The sequence below is a fragment of the Actinomadura sp. WAC 06369 genome, assembly GCF_003947565.1.
In the GTDB taxonomy this organism is placed as follows: domain Bacteria; phylum Actinomycetota; class Actinomycetes; order Streptosporangiales; family Streptosporangiaceae; genus Spirillospora; species Spirillospora rifamycini.
Window position 1 is genome coordinate 22,770 of sequence record NZ_QHJN01000017.1, and the last position, 20,281, is coordinate 43,050.

General features: G+C 74.5%; 19 protein-coding genes and 1 riboswitch. Of the genes, 7 read left to right on the forward strand and 12 right to left on the reverse strand.

The features are described 5' to 3' along the window. Nucleotides 1-16: 16 nt before the first annotated feature. Nucleotides 17-1,051, reverse strand: a complete 1,035-nt coding sequence (locus DMH08_RS07385; RefSeq protein WP_026406136.1) for a lactonase family protein — start codon at nucleotides 1,049-1,051, stop codon at nucleotides 17-19. Between the two features lie 217 nt (nucleotides 1,052-1,268). Here DMH08_RS07385 and DMH08_RS07390 point away from each other — a divergent pair, with 217 nt between their 5' ends. Then, nucleotides 1,269-2,618, forward strand: coding sequence for an MFS transporter (locus DMH08_RS07390; protein ID WP_158642266.1), 1,350 nt, complete (start codon nucleotides 1,269-1,271; stop codon nucleotides 2,616-2,618). A gap of 30 nt (nucleotides 2,619-2,648) precedes the next feature. Here DMH08_RS07390 and DMH08_RS07395 read toward each other — a convergent pair whose 3' ends face one another. Beyond that, nucleotides 2,649-3,461: an acyl-CoA thioesterase gene (locus DMH08_RS07395; protein ID WP_158642267.1), complete on the reverse strand. Its 813-nt coding sequence runs from the start codon at nucleotides 3,459-3,461 to the stop codon at nucleotides 2,649-2,651. Nucleotides 3,462-3,652: 191 nt separating this feature from the next. Here DMH08_RS07395 and pgi point away from each other — a divergent pair, with 191 nt between their 5' ends. Continuing rightward, nucleotides 3,653-5,299, forward strand: coding sequence for a glucose-6-phosphate isomerase (pgi, locus tag DMH08_RS07400; protein ID WP_125612564.1), 1,647 nt, complete (start codon nucleotides 3,653-3,655; stop codon nucleotides 5,297-5,299). Between the two features lie 104 nt (nucleotides 5,300-5,403). Here pgi and DMH08_RS07405 read toward each other — a convergent pair whose 3' ends face one another. The 6 genes from DMH08_RS07405 to DMH08_RS42315 all read right to left on the reverse strand — a co-directional run bounded on the left by DMH08_RS07405 (nucleotide 5,404) and on the right by DMH08_RS42315 (nucleotide 9,698). Further along, nucleotides 5,404-5,661, reverse strand: a complete 258-nt coding sequence (locus DMH08_RS07405; protein WP_026406133.1) for an EF-hand domain-containing protein — start codon at nucleotides 5,659-5,661, stop codon at nucleotides 5,404-5,406. Between the two features lie 136 nt (nucleotides 5,662-5,797). Continuing rightward, nucleotides 5,798-6,574, reverse strand: coding sequence for a sugar isomerase domain-containing protein (locus DMH08_RS07410; protein ID WP_051301611.1), 777 nt, complete (start codon nucleotides 6,572-6,574; stop codon nucleotides 5,798-5,800). Further along, entirely contained in the window at nucleotides 6,567-7,016 is a 450-nt protein-coding gene (locus tag DMH08_RS07415; protein ID WP_051301610.1) for a PTS sugar transporter subunit IIA, read from the reverse strand. The genes DMH08_RS07410 and DMH08_RS07415 overlap by 8 nt, the downstream gene beginning before the upstream one ends. Continuing rightward, a complete protein-coding gene (locus DMH08_RS07420; protein ID WP_199747663.1) occupies nucleotides 7,013-7,315 on the reverse strand; it encodes a PTS sugar transporter subunit IIB in 303 nt (100 codons plus the stop codon). The genes DMH08_RS07415 and DMH08_RS07420 overlap by 4 nt, the downstream gene beginning before the upstream one ends. A 32-nt stretch (nucleotides 7,316-7,347) precedes the next feature. Then, entirely contained in the window at nucleotides 7,348-8,799 is a 1,452-nt protein-coding gene (locus tag DMH08_RS07425) for a PTS ascorbate transporter subunit IIC (protein WP_026406130.1), read from the reverse strand. Between the two features lie 167 nt (nucleotides 8,800-8,966). Beyond that, nucleotides 8,967-9,698: a GntR family transcriptional regulator gene (locus DMH08_RS42315; protein WP_281173520.1), complete on the reverse strand. Its 732-nt coding sequence runs from the start codon at nucleotides 9,696-9,698 to the stop codon at nucleotides 8,967-8,969. A 185-nt stretch (nucleotides 9,699-9,883) separates the two neighbouring features. Here DMH08_RS42315 and DMH08_RS07435 point away from each other — a divergent pair, with 185 nt between their 5' ends. Next, the gene (locus tag DMH08_RS07435) at nucleotides 9,884-11,215 is read left to right on the forward strand and encodes a hypothetical protein (RefSeq protein WP_051301609.1); all 1,332 of its coding nucleotides are present in this window, start codon (nucleotides 9,884-9,886) and stop codon (nucleotides 11,213-11,215) included. A gap of 137 nt (nucleotides 11,216-11,352) precedes the next feature. Further along, nucleotides 11,353-12,483, forward strand: a complete 1,131-nt coding sequence (locus tag DMH08_RS07440) for a carbohydrate kinase family protein (RefSeq protein ID WP_233617457.1) — start codon at nucleotides 11,353-11,355, stop codon at nucleotides 12,481-12,483. A gap of 55 nt (nucleotides 12,484-12,538) precedes the next feature. Here the strand turns inward: DMH08_RS07440 and DMH08_RS07445 are convergent, their stop codons facing one another. After that, on the reverse strand, nucleotides 12,539-13,489 hold the full coding sequence (locus tag DMH08_RS07445; protein ID WP_125612566.1) for an AraC family transcriptional regulator: 951 nt from the start codon (nucleotides 13,487-13,489) through the stop codon (nucleotides 12,539-12,541). Nucleotides 13,490-13,570: 81 nt separating this feature from the next. Here DMH08_RS07445 and DMH08_RS07450 point away from each other — a divergent pair, with 81 nt between their 5' ends. The 3 genes from DMH08_RS07450 (at nucleotide 13,571) to DMH08_RS07460 (ending at nucleotide 15,884) form a co-directional block, all read left to right on the forward strand. Next, nucleotides 13,571-14,443, forward strand: coding sequence for an NAD(P)H-binding protein (locus DMH08_RS07450; RefSeq protein WP_084551282.1), 873 nt, complete (start codon nucleotides 13,571-13,573; stop codon nucleotides 14,441-14,443). A gap of 75 nt (nucleotides 14,444-14,518) precedes the next feature. Then, nucleotides 14,519-15,022: an anthrone oxygenase family protein gene (locus DMH08_RS07455; RefSeq protein WP_026406125.1), complete on the forward strand. Its 504-nt coding sequence runs from the start codon at nucleotides 14,519-14,521 to the stop codon at nucleotides 15,020-15,022. A 19-nt stretch (nucleotides 15,023-15,041) separates the two neighbouring features. Continuing rightward, the gene (locus DMH08_RS07460; RefSeq protein ID WP_125612568.1) at nucleotides 15,042-15,884 is read left to right on the forward strand and encodes a metallophosphoesterase family protein; all 843 of its coding nucleotides are present in this window, start codon (nucleotides 15,042-15,044) and stop codon (nucleotides 15,882-15,884) included. On the opposite strand, the gene DMH08_RS07465 is transcribed toward DMH08_RS07460, so the two are convergent. The 3 genes from DMH08_RS07465 to gdhA form a co-directional block, all read right to left on the reverse strand. Beyond that, entirely contained in the window at nucleotides 15,881-16,546 is a 666-nt protein-coding gene (locus DMH08_RS07465) for a TetR/AcrR family transcriptional regulator (protein ID WP_125612570.1), read from the reverse strand. The two genes, DMH08_RS07460 and DMH08_RS07465, sit on opposite strands and share 4 nt — an antisense overlap. A gap of 307 nt (nucleotides 16,547-16,853) precedes the next feature. Further along, complete coding sequence (gene thiC / locus DMH08_RS07470; protein WP_125612572.1) at nucleotides 16,854-18,587, reverse strand: phosphomethylpyrimidine synthase ThiC; 1,734 nt, start codon at nucleotides 18,585-18,587, stop codon at nucleotides 16,854-16,856. After that, a riboswitch (TPP riboswitch) is annotated at nucleotides 18,579-18,693 on the reverse strand. Its footprint overlaps the gene before it by 9 nt. 197 nt (nucleotides 18,694-18,890) lie before the next feature. Further along, complete coding sequence (gene gdhA / locus DMH08_RS07475) at nucleotides 18,891-20,267, reverse strand: NADP-specific glutamate dehydrogenase (RefSeq protein WP_034521833.1); 1,377 nt, start codon at nucleotides 20,265-20,267, stop codon at nucleotides 18,891-18,893. Nucleotides 20,268-20,281: the final 14 nt, after the last annotated feature.

Sequence of the window (20,281 nt, forward strand, 5' to 3'; positions counted from 1 at the left end):
CGCCCGGCGCGGACCGCTACACGACGGGCGCGAGGCACACCGGCGCGGGCACCGCCAGCGGCTCCCCGGCCGGGACCGGCACGCCGTCGTCCCCGATCCGGAAGGAGGCGACCGCGTCGCTCCGCTCGTTCGCGACGTGCAGCCACGGGCCGTCCACGTGCAGGTCGCGCGGCCACGCGCCGCCGGACGGGACGTCCGCGACGGGCTCGAGGCGCGCGCCGCCGTCCGCGATCCGGTGGGCCGTCACCACGTCGGCGCCCCGGGTGGACGTGTAGAGGAACCGGCCGCCGTCCCCGAGCTTGATCGCCGCGCACTGGGCGAGGCCGCCGCCGGGGGAGGCCAGGGCGGGCGACTCGCCGAGCACCTCCAGCGCCGCGTACCCGTGCTCGGGCCCCGCGACCGGCCGCAGCACCAGCACCGTCCCCGCCAGCTCGGTGATCACGTAGACGTGCCCGCTCGGGTGGAAGGCGAGGTGGCGCGGGCCGCACCCGGCGGGGAGGGGCGTCTCGCCGGCGAGGCGCAGGCCGCCGCCCTCGAGCCGGAACGCGCGGACCAGGTCGGCGCCGAGGTCGGTCGTCAGCACGAGGCCGTCGGGCGCGGACACGGCCATGTGGGCGTGCGGGCCCTCCTGCCGGTCGGCCACGGGGCCCGTGCCGTGGCCCTCCGCCACGGCGGGCTCGCCCGCGAACCCGCCGTCCGGCGCGAGCGGCACGGCCCGGACCGTCCCCGACCCGTAGTCGGCGACCAGCAGGTGCCCGCCGCCGGGCGTCACCGACACGTGGCACGGCAGGGCGCCGGCGTCGCGCCGGCCGATCTCGCGCAGCCCGTCGCCGTCGACCTCGAAGGCCGCCACGCCGCCCGCGTCCTCCTCGCGCACCGCGTACACGACGCGGCCGTCCGGGTGGGCGGCGAGGTAGGAGGGGGAGACGGCCTCGGCGGCGAGCCGCGCGTCGGCGAGGGTCCCGTCGGCGCGGCGCCGGACCCGGTAGACGCCCGCGCCGCCGCCCGCCTCGCCGGTGTACGTGCCCACCCAGAACGCCCGCTCGTCCACCCCGGACCCCCGTCTCCCGCCGTTCCGCGAACCGGCCGTCCGGTCGGACGGCCGCAGGCGAGCCTAACGCGGCGGGTCCGGCTCCCGGGCGGCGCGGCGGCCCGCATCCCGAAGCCGGAGATAAACGTGACAAACCCCATACACTCGCCCGATTTAGCAAGATCTGCGAAGTTCTTCGCGTTTAATGCCCTTTGCCGTTTCTTGGGGGGAGAGGACCTTGACGTTCCCGGTGATGCTGCGCTCGCTGCGCCATCACAACTACCGGCTCTGGGCCATCGCCGACTTCGTCTCCATCACGGGGACATGGATGCAGGTCCTCGCCCTCAACTGGCTCATCCTGTCCATCACCGGCTCGGCGACCAGCGTCGGGCTCGGCCTGGTCATGCAGGCGCTCCCGACGATGCTGATCGGGCCCTGGGGCGGCGTGATCGCCGACCGGCTGCCCGTCCGCGCGGTCGTCGGCGCGGGCCAGCTCGTCCAGGCGCTGCTGTCGGCGGTGCTGGCCTGCATCGCGCTCGGCGAGCCGTCCTCGGTCGGCGCCCTCTACGCGATCTCGCTGGCGTCCGGCCTGGCGACCGCCCTCACCTCGCCCGCCCTCGGCCGGTTCGGCGCCGAGGTCGTCGGCCCGGAGGACCTGTCCAACGGCCTCGCGCTCGGCTCGGTGCTCAGCTCCGGCGGCCGGATCCTCGGCATGAGCCTCGCCGGGGTCGTGATCCCCCTTTTCGGCGTGCCCGGCGCGTTCTTCACCAACTCCGCGAGCTTCCTCGGCGTCCTGGTCGCGCTCGCGCTCATGCGCCGCCGGGAGTTCCACCGGCTCCCGCCGTCCGAGCCGGGGGAGCGCGGCATCGCCGCCGGGTTCCGGTACGTGCTGCGCGACCCCCGCATGCTGATCATGTTCGGGCTCGCGTTCGTCCTCGGCAGCCTCGGCCGCAACTACCAGGTCACCATGGCCGCCATGGCGGAGGGCCCGCTGGCCGCCGGCGCCTCCGGCTACGGCGCGCTGTCGGTCGCCTTCGCCGTCGGCACCGTGCTCGGCGGCGTCTACGCCGCGTCCCGCCTCCGCCTCCCGCCGCGCCTCCTGCTGATCGCCGCGACCGTCTGCGCCGCCGGGCAGATGCTCAGCGGCGGCGCGCCCACCCTCCTGCTGTTCGGCGCCGCGATGCTGCCGATCGCCGCGGCGGCGGTCGTCCTGGACACCACCGTCAGCACCCGCGTCCAGCTCGACAGCCCCGGCCACCTGCGCGGCCGGGTGATCTCCGCGCAGGGCATGGTGGGCGCCGCGTCCGGCGCCGTCGGCGGTCCGGCCCTCGGCGTCCTGTGCGACACCCTGGGCCCGCGCACCGCGCTCGTCCTCGCCGGCGCCGTCAGCCTCGCCGCCGCGCTGGCCGCCGCCTACGGCTTCGCCCGCCTCCGCCGCACCCGCCCCGCGACCCCGGCGCAGGCCCCGGCCGCCGCCGGACCGGTGCCGACCGCGGTCACGGTGCCGCACCCCGCCGGGACGCCCGTGCCCGCACGGAGCGCGGCGTCCACCGCGCAGCCGACCGCGTCGGCGGCCGCCGGGAGGTGACCGGGCGCCCGCCGCTCGGCGGGCCCCCGGTCAGCCCCCGGACGCGGGGCGCAGCAGGGCCTCTTGGGCGATGGACGCCAGCAGGGTGCCGTCCGCCGTGTGCAGGGTGCCGCGGGCCAGACCGCGGGCGCCGTGGTTCGTCACCGGGTCCACCGAGTACAGCAGCCACCGGTCGACGCGCGGCGGGCGGTGGAACCACACCGCGTGGTCGAGGGTGACGGCCGTGGCGAGCTCGCGGGGGGAGCCGGGCGCGCGGGCGCTGCTCACCACGCCCATGTCCGTCAGGTAGGCGACGAGGCACGCGTGCAAGGCCGGGTCGTCCCCGACGGTTCCGGACGCGCGGATCCAGAACGGGTGCGGGAGCCGGAACTCGCCCTCCGCGGGCGGGTTCAGCACGCGGATGTCGAACCCGACGGGATGCTTGAAGAACGCGGGCAGCTCCGCGCGCGGCAGCGTCTCGGGGGACGGCGTCCCGGACGGCGCCCCGGGCTGCCAGTCGAACCCGTCCTCGGGCTCGTGGAAGGACGCGATCAGCTCCAGGATCGGCTTGCCGCCCTGGCTCGCCGTCACGTGCCGGGTCGAGAACGAGCGCCCGTCCCGGGTCCGGGCGACGTCGAGCGTCAGCGGCTCGTCCGGCATGCCGGGGCGGATGAAGTAGGCGTGCAGCGAGTGCGGCGGGCGGCCGCCCGCGGTCAGGCACGCGGCCCGCAGGCTCTGCCCGGCGACCTGGCCGCCGAACAGCCGCGGCCGCCCCACCGACGGCGCGGTGGCCAGGAACGAGTCCTCGCCGAGCGCCGCCAGGTCGAACAGCCGCGTGATGTCGTGCGGGACCCCGTCGCTCATGAACGCACCCTCCTGCCGGACCGGATGGCGCGACCCTATCCGCGCCGGAAACGAAACGGGCATCCGGGGCGGAACCCCCATGGTGCGGGGACGGCCTTCGTGCGGTGCCGGGGCGCCGCCCTATGATCGCGTCGGGTACGGGAAGCGCCCGGGGGAGCGGCGCCCGTCCCGGCGAGGAGATGAGAGAGGCAATGGCTGATATCACCGAGGCGCCCGAGTGGTCCGCGCTGGCCGAGCACCAGGCCGCCCTGGCCGGGCGGCACCTGCGCGAGCTGTTCGCGGACGACCCGGGGCGCGCCGACCGCATGACCGTGACCGCGGGCGACCTGCACCTGGACTACTCCAAGCACCGGGTCACCGGCGAGACGATCGGGCTGCTGACCGCCCTCGCCGAACGTGCGGGGCTGCGCGAGCGGATCGACGCGATGTTCGCGGGGGAGCACATCAACGTCAGCGAGGACCGGGCGGTCCTGCACACCGCGCTGCGGCTGCCGCCCGGCGCGGAACTGACGGTGGACGGGCAGAACGTCGCGGGGGACGTGCACGCCGTCCTCGACAGGATGGCCGACTTCGCGGCCCAGGTCCGCGCGGGGGAGCGGACGGGGTTCACCGGCGAGCGGATCCGGACGGTCGTCAACATCGGCATCGGCGGGTCCGACCTCGGCCCCGCCATGGCCTACGAGGCCCTCCGCGACTACGCGGACGCCGGCATCGCGTGCAGGTTCGTGTCGAACGTCGACCCGGCGGACGTCGGTGCCGCCCTCGCGGACCTCGACCCCGCGACGACGCTGTTCGTGATCAGCTCCAAGACGTTCGGGACGCTGGAGACGCTCACCAACGCCCGGGTCGCGCGGACCTGGCTCGTGGAGCGGCTCGGCGACCCGGCCGCCGTGTCGCGGCACTTCGTCGCGGTCTCCACCAACGCCGAGCGGGTCGCCGAGTTCGGCATCGACACCGCCGACATGTTCGGCTTCTGGGACTGGGTGGGCGGCCGCTACTCGCTCGACTCCGCGATCGGCCTGTCGCTGATGATCGCGATCGGCGGCGAGGCGTTCCGCGAGATGCTGGCGGGGTTCCGGGAGATCGACGAGCACTTCCGCACGGCGCCGCTGGACGCCAACATGCCCGTCCTGATGGGCCTGCTCGGCGTGTGGTACACCGACTTCTTCGGCGCCCAGACCCGCGCCGTGCTGCCCTACAGCCAGCGGCTGGCCAGGTTCCCCGCCTACCTGCAGCAGCTCACGATGGAGTCCAACGGCAAGTCGGTGCGGGCCGACGGGGCCCCGGTCGTCGCGCAGACCGGCGCGATCTTCTGGGGCGAGCCCGGGACGAACGGGCAGCATGCCTTCTACCAGCTGCTCCACCAGGGGACCCGGCTCGTCCCCGCCGACTTCATCGGCTTCGCCGAGCCGTTCCGGGACCACGCCGCCGACGGGGAGGCGGGCATGCACGACCTGCTGACCGCGAACATGCTCGCCCAGGCGTCCGCGCTCGCGTTCGGCAAGACGGCCGAGGAGATCGCCGCCGAGGGGACGCCCGCCGCGCTCGTCCCGCACAAGGTCATGCCGGGGAACCGGCCCACCAGCACGATCCTGGTGCCGAAGCTGACCCCGAAGACGCTCGGCGAGCTGATCGCCCTGTACGAGCACGTCGTGTTCGTCGAGGGCACGATCTGGGGCATCGACTCCTTCGACCAGTGGGGCGTCGAGCTCGGCAAGGTCATGGCGCAGGACCTCACGCCCGCGCTGACGTCCGCCGAGCCGCCCGCCGCCGCGCCGGACCCGTCGACGGCGGCGCTCGTCCGCCGGTACCGGGAGCTGCGCGGCCGGGCGGTCTGACCCGGGCGGTCTGACCCGGGCGGACTGACCTGCGCGGTCGGGACGGAGAAGGGGCGCGGGCCCGCCGGACGTCCGGCGGGCCCGCGCCCCTTGTCGTCGTGCGGTCAGGCCCGGGCGCCGGGGGCGACGCCCCCGGTCCAGCCCTCCGAGTCCAGGACGGCGCGAAGCTCGGAGTAGGAGATGAAGCCGTCGAAGTTCGTGTCGGCCTGCTCGAACCGGTGCTGCGTCTCGGCCCGCGTCCAGGCGAGTCCGAGGTGCTCCAGGACGAGCGTGAACTCCATCAGATCGAGCTTGTCGTCACCGCCGAGGTCCGCCCGCGTGAACACGGCGTGAAGGTCGTCCTCGGTCGGCTTGGTCGTCATCTCGCTCCTCGTCTGGTCCGATGTGCCCGCATCATGCCACAGCTGCGGGCCCGGTCCTTAGGAGAAACGCCGCCGGTGGTGAACCGGTTCCCCGGTGCCCTGCGGCGGACGACCGTCCGGTGCGTTACGGACCGCCTCAATCCGGCGCGGACCCGCCGGTCAGCTCCGGGACGCGGTGCCGGTACCGGGCGAGCAGCGCCGCGTTGCCCTCGTCGCCGCCCGGCACGTTCGCGCTCGTCCAGCGCGGCAGGTCCAGGCCGCGCTCCGCCGCGAGATCGTCAAGGTCGGCCAGGACGCGCGCCCACGTGTACGCGGCCAGCACCGTCGACACCGCCGCCGTCCGGGGCCGTCCCGCCGGGTGCAGGACGTCGCCCGGCGGGACCCGCGTGTCCAGGACGAGCGCCGCGTGGTCGGCGAGGGTCGTGTCGGTCCGGGCCGCCGCGCCGCGCGACGCCCGCGCCGAGGTGACCGCGATCACCGGGACGCCCCGCGCGGCGCACTCCCGCGCCACCTCGACCGGGTACGGGTTGCGGCCGCTGGTGGAGAACACCACCGCGACGTCCGGCGGCGCGGGCGCCGCCTCTTGCACCACGGCCCGCCCCACCCCGTGCTCCCGCTCGACGCGGGTGCTGCGCAGCGCGTCGTCCAGCGGGAACACCGCGGGGTCGAACACCGGCCGGACGGGGGCGAGGCCGCCCGCCCGGTAGAACGTCTCGCACACCATCGCCAGGGAGTGCCCCGCCCCGGCGACGTGCACGATGCCGTCGGCCTCGATCGCCGCCAGCAGCAGCCCGGCGGCCTCCCCGATCGCCGGGCCGGCGGCGTCGTCCAGGTCGTCGAGCAGCGCCCGCACCCGGGCGGGGAGCCCGGGGAGGTTCGCCGGGGCGGACGCAGGCGTCGACGGGTCAGGCATCGGGAACGGCCTCCTTCAGGGTGCGTGCCAGCTCGTCCTCACCGGACGCGGCGCGGAGCCGGTCGGCCAGGCCGCCCGACAGCGCGCGCGCCAGCCCGGACAGCGTGCCGACGTGCACGTCGGGGTCGGGCGTGCAGAACGCGAGCAGCAGGTCCACCGGGTCGTTGTCGGGGTGGCCGAACTCGACGGGCGCGGCGAGGCGGGTCGCCCCGACGCCGACGGCCAGACCGCCCTCCTCCGGGCGCGCGTGCACCAGCGCCAGGCCCTTCGTCAGCACGATGTACGGGCCGTTGTCCTCGACCACCCGCACGCACGCGTCCGGGTAGCCCGCGCCGGCGGCGCCCGCCGCGACCAGCCCGGACGCCGCCGCGCGGACGGCCTCCCGCCAGTCGGCGGCGGCGACCCCGTCGGCCGCGGCGACGATGGGGGCGGCGGCGGTCACGCCAGCCACCCCTGCTCGCCGAGCCGGTCCCGCAGCTGCGCCGCGAGGCCCTCCTTGTCCAGGAAGTCGCTGATCGTGATCACCACCGGGGCGAGGTCGGCGATCTCCTCCGTGTGCATGCCCTGCCCGATGACCACGTCCGGGCTCATGCCGCGCGCGGTGGACACGTCGGTGTTCTCCACCCGGGCGTCCACGCCGATCGAGCGCAGCGCGTCCTCGGCGGTCATCTTCAGCATCAGGCTGGACCCCATACCGACCCCGCACACCGCGAGGATCTCCAGTTGCCGGTCCAGTGCCATGTCGGTCTCCTTCTCGTTTCGGATGCGCGCCGTCAGGGCTTCTCGGCCGAGACGGCGCCGCCGGTCTTCTCCGGGCCGTCGCCGGCCTCGCCGTCCTCCACCGCGCGGCGCTTCTCCCCGCGGTGGACGAGCAGCAGCGTCGCGGCGGTCGCGGCGAGCGCCGCCACCGGCACCAGCCACACCGTGCCGGTGCCGAGCACCGGGTCGGCGGCCTTCAGCAGCCACGCGATCGCGTACCAGTCCGGGTCGGCCAGGGTGGCCAGCTCCGGCGCGGTCTTCTCGAACAGTCCCCAGGTGACGGCCTGCCCGATCGCCAGCATCAGGCCGCTGACCACGCCGCCGAGGACGGCGCCGCGCCAGCCCGCCACCACGTTGCCGAACAGCCCGGCCGCGCCGCCCACGAAGAACAGCATGATCATGGGCGGGACGAGCGTGAACCAGCCGGCCGCGGCGAAGACGCCCAGGCAGGCCAGGAACACCACGGTGGAGGCCACGAAGCCGAGCATGACGGCGGTCGGCGCGACGGGGAAGACGGTCGGCGCGTCCAGCGCGGGCCGGGTGCCCGGGATGATCCGGTCGCTGAAGCCCTTGAACGCGGGGACGATCTCGCCGAGGAACATCCGCACGCCGAACAGCAGGATCGCGATGCCGCCCGCGAAGCGCAGGCCGACCAGCAGCGCCCAGACCCACGGCGACAGCTTGGCGTCCATGGCGGCGGCGGCCTCGTTGACGACCTTGTCGTCGGCGAGCGCGACCCCGATCAGCATGATCACGCAGATGATCAGGGCGGTGCTGACGTTGACGTCCTTGAAGAACGACAGCTGCCGCGGCAGCTTCAGCTTCTCGGTGTCGTGCTTCTCCCGGCTGCCCAGCGGGCGCGCGGCGTAGCCGGTGATCAGCGCGGCCAGCGAGCTGGTGTGCGCGAAGCCGAACCGGTCGTCCGGCATGACGCGGCGCATCAGCGGGCGCATCCACAGCGGCTGCAGCGTCCAGTACGCGGCGACGAACCCGGCGCCGCACAGCACGAGCGTGAGCTGGTTCGAGCCGGGCGCGACCGTCACCAGCGACGCCACGGTGACCGTGCTGATCCAGAACATCAGGTGCCCGGTCAGGTAGAGGTACCGGGCCGCCGGGAAGATCCGGACGATCACGACGTGCAGCAGGAACGCCACCGTGATCACCAGGGCGATCGTGCCGCCCTGGTCCTGCAGGAACCCGTCCAGCGTGCGGTCCGCCTGCGGCGGATCGGTGTTCATCGCGCTCGCCAGCACCGTCTGGAAGCTGGTGAGCCCGCCGCTGAAGATCTCGATGCCGATGAAGAGGATCACCACGCCGATCGTCGCGCGCAGCGCGCCGGCGAACACGTCCTCGAAACGCTTGCGCTGGAGGATCAGCCCGGCGAGCGTGATGAGCCCGATGAGGATGGGCACCTGGCCGAACACGTTGTCCGCCAGGAAGGTGAGGATGTCCTTGATGACGTCCATGGTGAGATCGCCTCACTTCTCGGGGGTGGGTGGTGCGCTGTCGCCCCCGTCAGCGCGGGTGGCCGGTCCCGGGCGGGGCCCGGGGGACGCCGGTCGTTCGTGGTGGGTGCGTCGCATCTCGTGGGTCGGTGGGTCGGCCGGCCCCGGCGGGCGGGACCGGAGGTCGGTCAGTGGGCGGGCGGCCGCAGGTCGAGCTCCAGCCGGTAGCGGTCGCCGCGGTAGACCGACCGGACGTACTCCAGCGGCCTGCCTCCGGCGTCGCGGGTGACCCGCTCGAACAGGAACGCCGGCATGTGCACCGGCACGCCCAGCTCGGCGGCCTCCTCCTCGGTGACGACGGTCGGCTCGATCGTCTCGGTGCCCGAGGCGATCTCGACGCCGTCGGCGCGCAGCAGCTCGTAGAACGAGCCGCCTTCGAGGTCTTGGCGCCGCAGGTCCGGCAGCAGGGCCCGCGGCATGTACAGCGTCTCGATCGCCATCGTGGCGCCGTCCGCGAGCCGGAGCCGCCGAATGGTAAATACCTCTTCGGCCGGTGACAGGGCCAGGCGTCTGCCGATCCGCGCCCCCGCGGTCTCCGTGCGGAACGACAGCACCCGGCCCCCGGGCCGCATCCCGCGCCGGATCATGTCCTCGGTGAACGAGGACATGGTCAGCGGCACGGCGATCCGGGGCTCGGCGACATAGGTGCCGCTGCCGTGCCGGCGGTTCAGTCGCCCCTCGGCGACCAGACCGTCGATGGCCTGCCGCAACGTCGGGCGGGAGACGCCGAGCTCCGTCGCCAGCCGGCGCTCGGACGGGAGCGCGTCGCCGACGTCGAGCCCGTCCAGCATCTCCAGCAGCCGACGCTGCACGGTCTGCCGCTTCGTGTGCCCGGAACGGGCCTCACCGGCGGAACGCAACGATCCGACCTCCTGCCCTGCCCATGTCGTGTGGCCACACGTTATGTCCCGCACCGGAATTGGTCAATACCACTTTGTCGATGTTTGCCATGGCGGGCGACCCCGTCCGCGGTTTACGGTCGCCCCGATCGTCGGAAAGACGGCGGAGCGCCGCGCGCGGGGCGCGCGGCGAGGAAGGCGGCGAGATGAGAAGAGTCGTGCGGGGCGCCCTGGCGGTGGCGTCCCCCCTGGTCCTGGCGGCGACGCTGTGCGCCGTCCCGGCCGAGGCGAGCGGGCCGCCCGGGCACCGGGACGGGTGGCGGCTGGTCGCCGCCGAGTCGTTCGACCGGAACCTCGACAGCAGGCGGCAGCCCTGGTTCCGGGACGGCGACGGCCCGTCGAGTCCTTACAACGTCGACATGTACGACAACGACGGCGCCTACTTCGACACCGTCGGCGGCCCCGCGTTCCGCGAGCAGCTCGCGAAGATGGAGACGTACCGGCAGTCGTTCACGTTCGGCAAGCGGGGCTGGCTGACGGCCGAGCTCGCGGCCCGCGACGCCGACGGCGACGGCCGCCCCGACGACCCGCCGACGCTCACCTCGGGGAAGGGCGTCGCGCGGATGGCGGAACCCGCCCACCAGGGCGGCGTCGTGATCCGCTCCACCCGCGACCTGCCCGCCGAGTACCGCGTCGAGATGACGCTGCGGGGCCTGGACTTCGGCGGCGAGCGCAACGGGGTGTGGGACTACCCGGACGGCCGGATCAACGGCTACTCGCCCGACGGCTGCAAGACGAACTTCCCCTGGGCGTCCGGCGGGGACTTCTCCCGGCCCGAGTGCGAGTGGGCGGACGTCCGCACCGACTCCAACGGCTTCTACTACATGTCGATCATGGACTACGAGCGGGTCGCGCCGCACAACAACGTGTTCGTCCACGCGCACCGCAAGGTCGCCATGGACGGCTACAACCGGTACAAGTACGACAAGGCGGGGCTGCGGTACTGCAACCCCGCGACCGGCGAGTACGAGCCGTACGAGGCCGGCACCGGCAACGGCGTCAACGCGCTGTTCATGACCGACGACCGCAGGTACGCCGCCATGCCCGGCACCGAGTACCTGATGGAGAGCGAGTGCGGGTTCGCCAAGGGCGGCGCGATCGTCTCGGCCGTCGACATGCGGCCCGAGCTGCTGCCCGACAAGCCGTACCGGTTCGCGATCGAGCGGCGCGACGGCGCGTACACGATGGAGATCTCGGGGGTCTTCGCCCACGTCGGCCAGACCACCTACCGCTACACCCGCGCCTTCGTCGAGGACGGGGAGCCCATCTGGCACTACAACCAGAAGCCGGAGGAGTACGACGGCCGGTTCAACGCCGACTGGACCTGGGAGGGCCCGGGCGGCACGCTCGTCGACCGCGACACCTGGCCCGCCGGGTCCGCCTACCCGGACCGATTCATGATCGGAGATCCGCACATGAACTTCTACGAGGGCGGGGCCAAGGTGGACGACGTCCGCCTGTACGTCCCGCGCCGGTGAGCCCGCGCCGGTAGGACCGGGTCCGCGGGACCGGCCGGAGGGACCGCGCCGACACGTCCGCGCAGGCGGGGCATCGCCTATATCGTGGGCCCCATGACGGCGCGACCACGCATCGCGGCTCCGCGCCGGGGGGCCGCGTGACCCGCCCGGCCATCGAGCCGGACGCGCCGGGCCGGCCGCCGGAGCCGTCCCTCGCCGACCCGTGCGACGCGCGGGAACCGGCGGGGGAGCGGCTGCACGGCGGCGGACCCGGCCCCGGCCTGGACGTGTTCCTGTCCGGCCGGGTCTTCATGGACATGATCTTCACCGGGCTGCCGGGGCTGCCGCCGCCCGGCACCGAGATCGTCACCGACGGGCTCGGCTCGGCGCCGGGCGGCGTCGCGAACATCGCGGTCGCGATGAGCCGGCTCGGCCTGCGCGTCGGCCTCGCCGCGCCGTTCGGCGACGACATGTTCGGCTCCTACCTGTGGCGGACGCTCGCCGAGCAGGAGGGCGTCGACCTGCGGGCGTCCCGCCGCGTCCCCGGCTGGTCGACGCCGGTCACCGTGTCGATGGCCTACGACTCCGACCGCAGCATGGTCACGTTCGCGCGCCCCGTCCCGCCGCAGGCCGAGGAACCGCCGGGCGGCGCCCCGCCGGACGCCCGCGCCTGCTTCATCGACGTCGACCGGCCCGTCCCCCCGTGGGCGGCCGGCGCCCGCGAGCGCGGCGCGCTGATCTTCGCCGACCTCGGCTGGGACCCCACCGGCGCCTGGTCCGCCGAGGTCCTCGACCGGCTCGCGCACGTCGACGTGTTCCTGCCGAACGCCGCCGAGGCGATGGCCTACACCCGCACCGGCGACCCGCCGTCCGCCGCGGAGGCCCTCGCCGAGCGCGCGCCGGTCGTGGTCGTCAAGTGCGGCGCGGACGGCGCCATCGCGCTGGACCGCACCACGGGGGAGCGCGCCGAGGCCCCCGCCCTGCCCGTCCGGGCGCTGGACGCCACCGGCGCCGGCGACGTGTTCGCGGCCGGGTTCGTGTTCGGCACGCTCGCGGGGCTGCCGCTGGTCGAGCGGCTGCGGTTCGCGAACCTGTGCGCGGGACTGTCGGTCCGGCACCGCAGCGGTTCGCTCGGCTCGCCGTGCTGGGGCGAGATCGCCGCGTTCGGGGAGTCGGGCGAGGTGCCCGAGTCGGTCCTGGCCGACTACGCGTTCGTGGTCCCGTTCGTCCCGGACATGGCGGAGAACACGGTCGTCCGCGCCGAGCCCACCCTCCGCACCGACCCCTAGCGCCGGGCCCGGGCCCCCGCCGACGGACGGACCGGTCGGCCGCGGGGGCGGCGGGTCAGGCGGAGGCGATCGGCGGTCGGGTCGCGCGGTACTCCTGCGGGCTGACGCCGTGCTCCCGCTTGAACGCGGTGCTGAGCGCGAAGGCGGTGCCGTAGCCGACGCGCCGCGCCACCGTCTCGAGCGTCGCGTCGCTCTCCCGCAGCAGGTCGGCGGCCTGCGCCAGGCGCAGGCCGGTGAGGTAGGACATCGGCGGCTCCCCGAGCAGCCGCCCGAACCGCTGGGCCAGCGCCGCGCGGGACACCCCGACGCGGGCGGCGAGGTCCGCGACCGTCCAGGGGTGCGCCGGGTCGTCGTGCAGCAGCCGCATCGCCGGACCCACCACCGGGTCGCCGTGCGCGAGGTACCAGCCGGGCCGCTCCGCGCCGTCCCGCGCGAGCCAGGCGCGCAGCGCCGCGATGAGCAGCAGGTCCAGCAGCCGGTCGAGCACCACGTCCTGGCCGGGCTCGTCCTTGCCGAGCTCGTCGCCGAGCAGGCCGACCAGCGGGGAGTCCCAGGCGTCGCCGCGGACGATCGCGAGCTGCGGCAGCGCGGCCAGCAGCCGGCGGGTCACGGCCCCGCGCATCTGGTAGGTGCCGATCAGCATGACCGCCGACCCGTCCGGGTCGTTGCCCCAGGCCCGGACCCCGAGGTCCATCGCGTCCGACAGGCTCGTGCCGTCGGGCGTCGTGCACCGCTGGCCGGGGTGGATGACGATCTGCGGCGCGGTCGCCGGATCGTCGGCCATCGTGTACGGCTCCGGGCCCTTGACGAGCAGGACGTCCCCGGCCCGGACGGCGCGCGGCGCGTCCCCGTCGGGCAGCACCCACGCGTCGTCGCTGATCATCGCGACGAGCGTCAGCGGCGCTTCGTCCCGGATCCGCACCGACCACGGCGGGCTCAGCGTCGCGCGGAGCATGAACGCGCCGCGCGCCCGGGGGCCGTCGAGGAGGTCGGTGAGCGCGTCCACTCCGCCAGCCTAGACGCTCGCGAATGCGGGCGAGCTTCTCGACGATGGTGGCCGGACGGGCCCGCCGGTTGACTTGAGGACATGACGAACAGCGCACCGAACACCACGCCGGAAACCATCGACACGAAGATCGACACGGGCCTCACGCTGGTCCTGGGCGGCACCGGCAAGACCGGCCGCCGCGTCGTGGAGCGGCTGGAGGCCATGGACGTGCCCGTCCGGATGGGCTCCCGCGCGGCGGACCCGGCCTTCGACTGGACGGACGAGGCCGGCTGGCCGCGGGTCCTGCGGGACGTCGACGCCGTCTACCTCGCGTACGCCCCCGACCTGGCCGCCCCGGGCGCGCCGGACGCGATCCGGGCGTTCACCGCCGCGGCGCGGGACGCGGGCGTGCGGCGGGTGGTCCTGCTGTCGGGACGCGGCGAGGCCGAGGCCGTCGCCTGCGAGGACATCGTCCGCGCCTCGGGGCTGGAGTGGACGGTCGTCCGCGCGAGCTGGTTCGCGCAGAACTTCAGCGAGGACTACCTCCTCGACCCGGTCCGCGCCGGCGAGGTCGTCCTCCCGGCGGGCGACGTGCCCGAGCCGTTCGCGGACGCCGACGACATCGCCGACGTCGCGGTCGCGGCGCTCACCGCGGACGGGCACGCGGGGGAGGTGTACGAGGTGACCGGGCGGCGCGCCCTGTCCTTCCCCGAGGCGGTCGCCGAGATCGGCCGCGCGACCGGGCGCGACATCGCCTACGTGCGGGTCGGCGTCGCGGACTACGCCGCCGCGGTGCGGGAGCACGGTGTGCCCGGCGAGGTCGCGGACCTGCTGACGTACCTGTTCGGCACGATCCTGGACGGCCGCAACGGCGAGCCCGGCGACGGCGTGCGGCGCGCGCTCGGCCGGGAGGCCCGCGACTTCGCCGACTACGCCCGCGAGACCGCCGCCAGCGGCGTCTGGGACGCCTGATCCGCGCGCCCCGGCCCCGGCGGACCGGGGCCGGGGCGCCTCGCCGGACCTCCCCGACCTGAACGGAGAACCACCATGAAAAACCTGCTCACCGTCATCTGCGCCGCCGTGTCCATCGTGGGAGCCGCGGGCATGGCCGGAACCTTCTTCGGGTTCTCCACCGGCGTCATGCCGGGGCTGAACGCGGCCCGGCCGTCCGCGGCGATCGACGCCATGCAGGGCATCAACCAGAAGATCCAGAACCCGCTGTTCATCGCCATGTTCGTGCTGACGCCGGTCGTCGCCGCGGGGGCGGGGGTACTGCTGCTGACGCTCGACCAGAAGGCCGCGGCGATCCTGTTCTTCGCCGCCGCCGGCGTGTACGTCCTCGGCGCGCTGTTCCCGAGCTTCGCCGTGAACATCCCGCTGAACGAGACGCTGGACAAGGCCGAGATCCCCGCGGACCCGGGCGAGGCCGCGCGCGTGTGGGCCGACTACTCCGGCCGCTGGACGACCTGGAACTCCGTCCGGGCGGTCGCCGGCTGGGCGAGCGTGCTCGCGATGGCCGCGGGGGCCTACCTGTGGGGCCGGGACGCCTGACGCCGCCTACGATCACGGCATGAGCGGTCTCTATGCCATCAGCGACCTGCACGTGGGATTCTCCGACAACCGCGCGTTCGTGGAGGGGCTGCGCCCCGCGTCCGACGGCGACTGGCTGATCGTCGCCGGGGACGTCGCCGAGCGCTTCGACGACGTCGAGTGGACGCTGCGCACCCTGGCCGGGCGTTTCGCGAAGGTGATCTGGACGCCCGGCAACCACGAACTCTGGACGATCAAGGACGACCCCGTGGCGCTGCGCGGCGAGGCCCGCTACCGCCGGCTGGTGGACATGTGCCGCGCGCTCGGCGTCGCCACCCCCGAGGACCCCTACCCCGTGTGGACGGGCGACGGCGGCCCGGTGACGATCGCGCCGCTGTTCGTCCTGTACGACTACACGTTCCGGCCCGAGGGGGCCGCCACCAAGGAGCAGGCCCTCGAGATCGCGCACGAGGCGGGCGTCGTGTGCACCGACGAGGTCTACCTCCACCCCGACCCGCACCCCACCCGGGACGCCTGGTGCGACGCCCGCATCGCCTACACCGAGCGGAGGATGGCGGAGCTGGAGCCCGGCGCCCGGACCGTGCTCGTCAACCACTGGCCGCTGATCCGCGAACCCACCCGCGTGCTCTGGTACCCCGAGTTCGCCCAGTGGTGCGGCAGCGAGCGCACCGCCGACTGGCACGTCCGGTTCGGCGCGGTGTCGGTGGTGTACGGGCACCTGCACATTCCCCGGACGATCTGGGCGGACGGCGTCCCGCACGTCGAGGTGTCGGTGGGCTACCCGCGCGAGTGGCGGAAGCACCGGGGCGCGCCGCCCGGCCCGCGCCGCGTCCTGCCCCCGCCCCGGGAGGACGCCGGCTAGCCGCCGTCCGCGCCGGGCCCGCCCGGCGCGCCGTTCCGCGGCCCGCGAAACGCGTCCGGCCCGGCCGGCCCGTCCGGGCCGTCCGCGCGGGGCGCGACGCCCCAGGCGGCGAGCGCCAGCAGCCGGTCGGCCGCGGCGGGCTCCTGCTCGGTGACGGTCGCGATGGCGCCCGCGAGCCGCAGCACGTCGGCGAAGTCGGCGCCGGGGGCGACGTCGCCCGCCTGCTGCGCGCGGACGAACAGCCGCTGGCCCGCGGCGCGCATCGCCCGCGAGGAGTCGAGCAGCGCCGACCGCTCGTCCCGCAGCGACACCACGGCCGACGCCGCCAGCCCGCGGAACGCCGTGACCCGCGCGATGAACGCGCGCAGCCAGGCGAGCAGGGCGTCGCCCGGGGCGGGCGAGTCCGCCAGCTCCCGGGCGCGCGCGGCGAGGTCGTCGTAGGCGCCCGCGAGGAGCGCCTCGAGCAGGTCCTGGCGGGTGGGGAAGTGCCGGTACAGGGTCCCGATGCCGACCTCGGCGCGCCGCGCGACGGCCTCCAGCGAGGCGCCCGCGCCCTCCCGCTGGAACACCTCGCGCGCGGCGGCGAGCAGCCGCGCGCGGTTGCGGCGCACGTCGGACCGCTCCGCGCGGGGGCGGGGCCGGGACGCGCCGTCGCTGGTCACCTTGGGTCCGCTGTCCTTTCGGCATGGGTGCGGTGTACGGCCGTTCCCACGGATTGGAACGGTCCTTCGATACTATCCGCGCCCTGCCGGAACCATGCGTCCGCCCAGCTCAACGTGCCCGCCGACGGTGCCGCTCCCGGTGCCGGCCGGCGGCCCGCCGCGCCGCCGGGAGCCCCCGCGGACGGCCGCGGGCCGGGCCGGCGGGAGCGGTGGACGCCCCGCGCCGGACCCGGCCCGCGGACCCGGTCAGCGAGTTCGATCGGCGAGCCCTATCAGCGAGCCCGGCCGAACCCGATCGGCGGACCGGTCAGGAGCCGTTCGGCGTGACCGGGAGGTACACGCGCCCCCCGGCGGCCTTGAACTCGCCCGCCTTCTCCCGCATCCCGGCGGCGATCGCCTCGGTGTCGCCCAGGCCGCGCTCGTCGGCGTACCGGCGGACGTCCCGGGTGATCTTCATCGAGCAGAAGTGCGGGCCGCACATCGAGCAGAAGTGCGCCGTCTTCGCCGGGGCCGCCGGCAGCGTCGCGTCGTGGAAGGAGCGCGCGGTGTCGGGGTCCAGCGACAGGTTGAACTGGTCCTCCCAGCGGAAGTCGAACCGGGCGTCCGACAGCGCGTCGTCCCACGCCTGCGCGCCCGGGTGGCCCTTGGCGACGTCCGCCGCGTGCGCGGCGATCTTGTAGGCGATCACGCCCGCCTTGACGTCGTCGCGGTCGGGCAGCCCGAGATGCTCCTTCGGCGTGACGTAGCAGAGCATCGCGGTGCCGTGCCAGCCGATCATCGCGGCGCCGATCGCCGAGGTGATGTGGTCGTAGCCGGGCGCGATGTCGGTGGTCAGCGGCCCGAGCGTGTAGAACGGGGCGCCGTCGCACCACTCCTGCTGGAGGTCGACGTTCTCCTTGATCTTGTGCATCGGGACGTGCCCGGGCCCCTCGTTCATGACCTGGTTGTCGTACTCGGCCGCGATGCGCGTCAGCTCGCCCTGAGTGCGCAGCTCCGCGAACTGCGCCTCGTCGTTGGCGTCGGCGATCGAGCCGGGCCGCAGCCCGTCCCCGAGCGACCACGTGACGTCGTAGGCAGCGAAGATCTCGCACAGCTCCCGGAAGTGCGTGTACAGGAAGTTCTCCTCGTGGTGCGCCAGGCACCACGCCGCCATGATCGACCCGCCGCGCGACACGATGCCGGTCTTGCGGCGCGCCGTCAGCGGGACGTACCGCAGCAGCACGCCCGCGTGGACGGTCATGTAGTCGACGCCCTGCTCGGCCTGCTCGATCACGGTGTCGCGGAAGACCTCCCAGGTCAGCTCGGCCGGGTCGCCGCCGACCTTCTCCACCGCCTGGTACAGCGGGACGGTCCCCACCGGGACGGGCGAGTTCCGCAGGATCCACTCGCGGGTGGTGTGGATGTCGCGGCCCGTCGACAGGTCCATGATCGTGTCGGCGCCCCACCGGGTCGCCCACGTCATCTTCTCCACCTCGTCCTCGATCGAGGACGCCACCGCCGAGTTCCCGATGTTGGCGTTCACCTTCACCAGGAAGTTCCGGCCGATGATCATCGGCTCGATCTCGGGATGGTTGACGTTCGCCGGCAGCACCGCGCGGCCCGCCGCCAGCTCGTCCCGGACGAACTCCGGCGCGACGCCCTCGCGCAGCGCGACGAACTCCATCTCGGGCGTGATCTCCCCGCGCCGCGCGTAGGCGCGCTGGGTGACGGCCCCGCCGGACGCCCGGCGCGGCCGCCGCGCGGGGAACGCCGCGCCCTCCCGCAGCGGATCGCCGGACCGGCGCCCGTCGTCCTCGGGGCGCGCGGCGCGCCCGTCGTAGGCGGCGGTGTCGCCGCGCTCGGCGATCCACGCGTCCCGCAGGGCCGGCAGGCCCCGGCGGACGTCGGTCTCGAAGGCGGGGTCGGTGTACGGTCCCGACGTGTCGTACAGGACCATGGCGTCGCCGTTGGTCAGCGGCACCTCCCGCATCGGCACCCGCACATCGGGCCGGGAGCCCTGCAGGTACGTCTTGCGGGCGGCCTGAACCACAGATTCGTTCACGACTCGATCTCTCCCTACGCCGGCATTACCCGGTCAGGTTCATGCGGTCAGCGGCCGTGCCAGCCGCTATCTCAGCCCGGTTCGCCGGGCCCCCGCGTCGGTCGTGATCGACGGTAACCCCTGCCGCCCCCGTTGCCGCAACCGGGGAGCATGGGGTAGACGCGCGCGTGCCGCCCCCGGTGACCGGGGGCGGCACGCGCGTCCGTTCCGCGGCGGGCGGGCCGCCGGCGTCCTACACCGCCGCCGGCGCTCCTCCCGCCGTCACGCGGGACGGGTCAGACCAGGCCGGTCAGACCAGGCCGGTCAGACCAGGCCCTGCGCGAGCATCGCGTCGGCGACCCGCTCGAAGCCGGCGATGTTGGCGCCGACGACGTAGTCGCCGGGGGCGCCGTACCGCTCGGCGGTCTCGAAGCAGGTGGCGTGGATGTCGCGCATGATCCGCGCCAGTTCGCTCTCGACCTGCGAGAACGTCCATGACTCGCGGCCCGCGTTCTGCCGCATCTCCAGCGCGCTGACCGCCACGCCGCCCGCGTTCGCGGCCTTCCCGGGCCCGAACGCCACGCCGGCGTCCTGCAGGATGTGGACGGCCTCGGGCGTCGTCGGCATGTTCGCGCCCTCCGCCACCGCCTTCACCCCGTTGCGGACGAGGATCCGGGCGGACTCGGCGTCCAGCTCGTTCTGGGTCGCCGACGGCAGCGCGATGTCGGCCGGCACGTCCCAGACCCGCCCCGCCGGGACGAACCGGGCCGAGGCGCCGCGCAGCTCCGCGTAGTCGGAGACGCGGCCCCGGTCGACCTCCTTGACGTGCTTGAGCAGGTCGAGGTCGATGCCCTTCTCGTCGACGACGTAGCCGCCCGAGTCGGACACGGTGATGACGTTCGCGCCGAGCGCCTGCGCCTTCTCGATCGAGTAGATGGCGACGTTGCCGGACCCGGACACCACGACCTGCTGCCCGTCGAGGTCCTCGCCGCGCCGCTTCAGCATCTCGGCGGTGAACAGGACGCTGCCGTACCCGGTCGCCTCGGTGCGGCCCGCGGAGCCGCCCCAGCCCTGCCCCTTGCCGGTGAGGACGCCGGCCTCCCAGCGGTTGGTGACGCGCCGGTACTGGCCGAACAGGAAGCCGATCTCGCGGCCGCCGACGCCGATGTCGCCCGCCGGGACGTCGGTGTGCTCGCCCACGTGCCGGTACAGCTCGGTCATGAACGACTGGCAGAACCGCATGATCTCGTCGTCGGACCGCCCGTGCGGGTCGAAGTCGCTGCCGCCCTTGCCGCCGCCGATGCCGAGCCCGGTGAGCGCGTTCTTGAAGATCTGCTCGAAGCCGAGGAACTTCACGATCCCCAGGTTCACCGTGGGGTGGAACCGCAGGCCGCCTTTGTACGGGCCGAGCGCGCCGTTGAACTCGACGCGGAAGCCGCGGTTGACGTGCACCCGGCCGGCGTCGTCCTGCCACGGTACGCGGAACATGATCTGCCGCTCGGGCTCGATCAGCCGCTCGATCAGCCTGCTCGCGGCCAGCCGCGGCCGCGCGGACAGCACGGCGGGCAGCGACTCGAGCACCTCGTGGACGGCCTGGTGGAACTCCGGCTCGCCGGGGTCGCGGCGCAGGACGCCGTCATAGGTCTCCTCGAGCGCGGCCAGGACGTCGGGCGAGCCGGGCAGACGGGGGGACAGGGGCATGTGGTGGTTCCTTT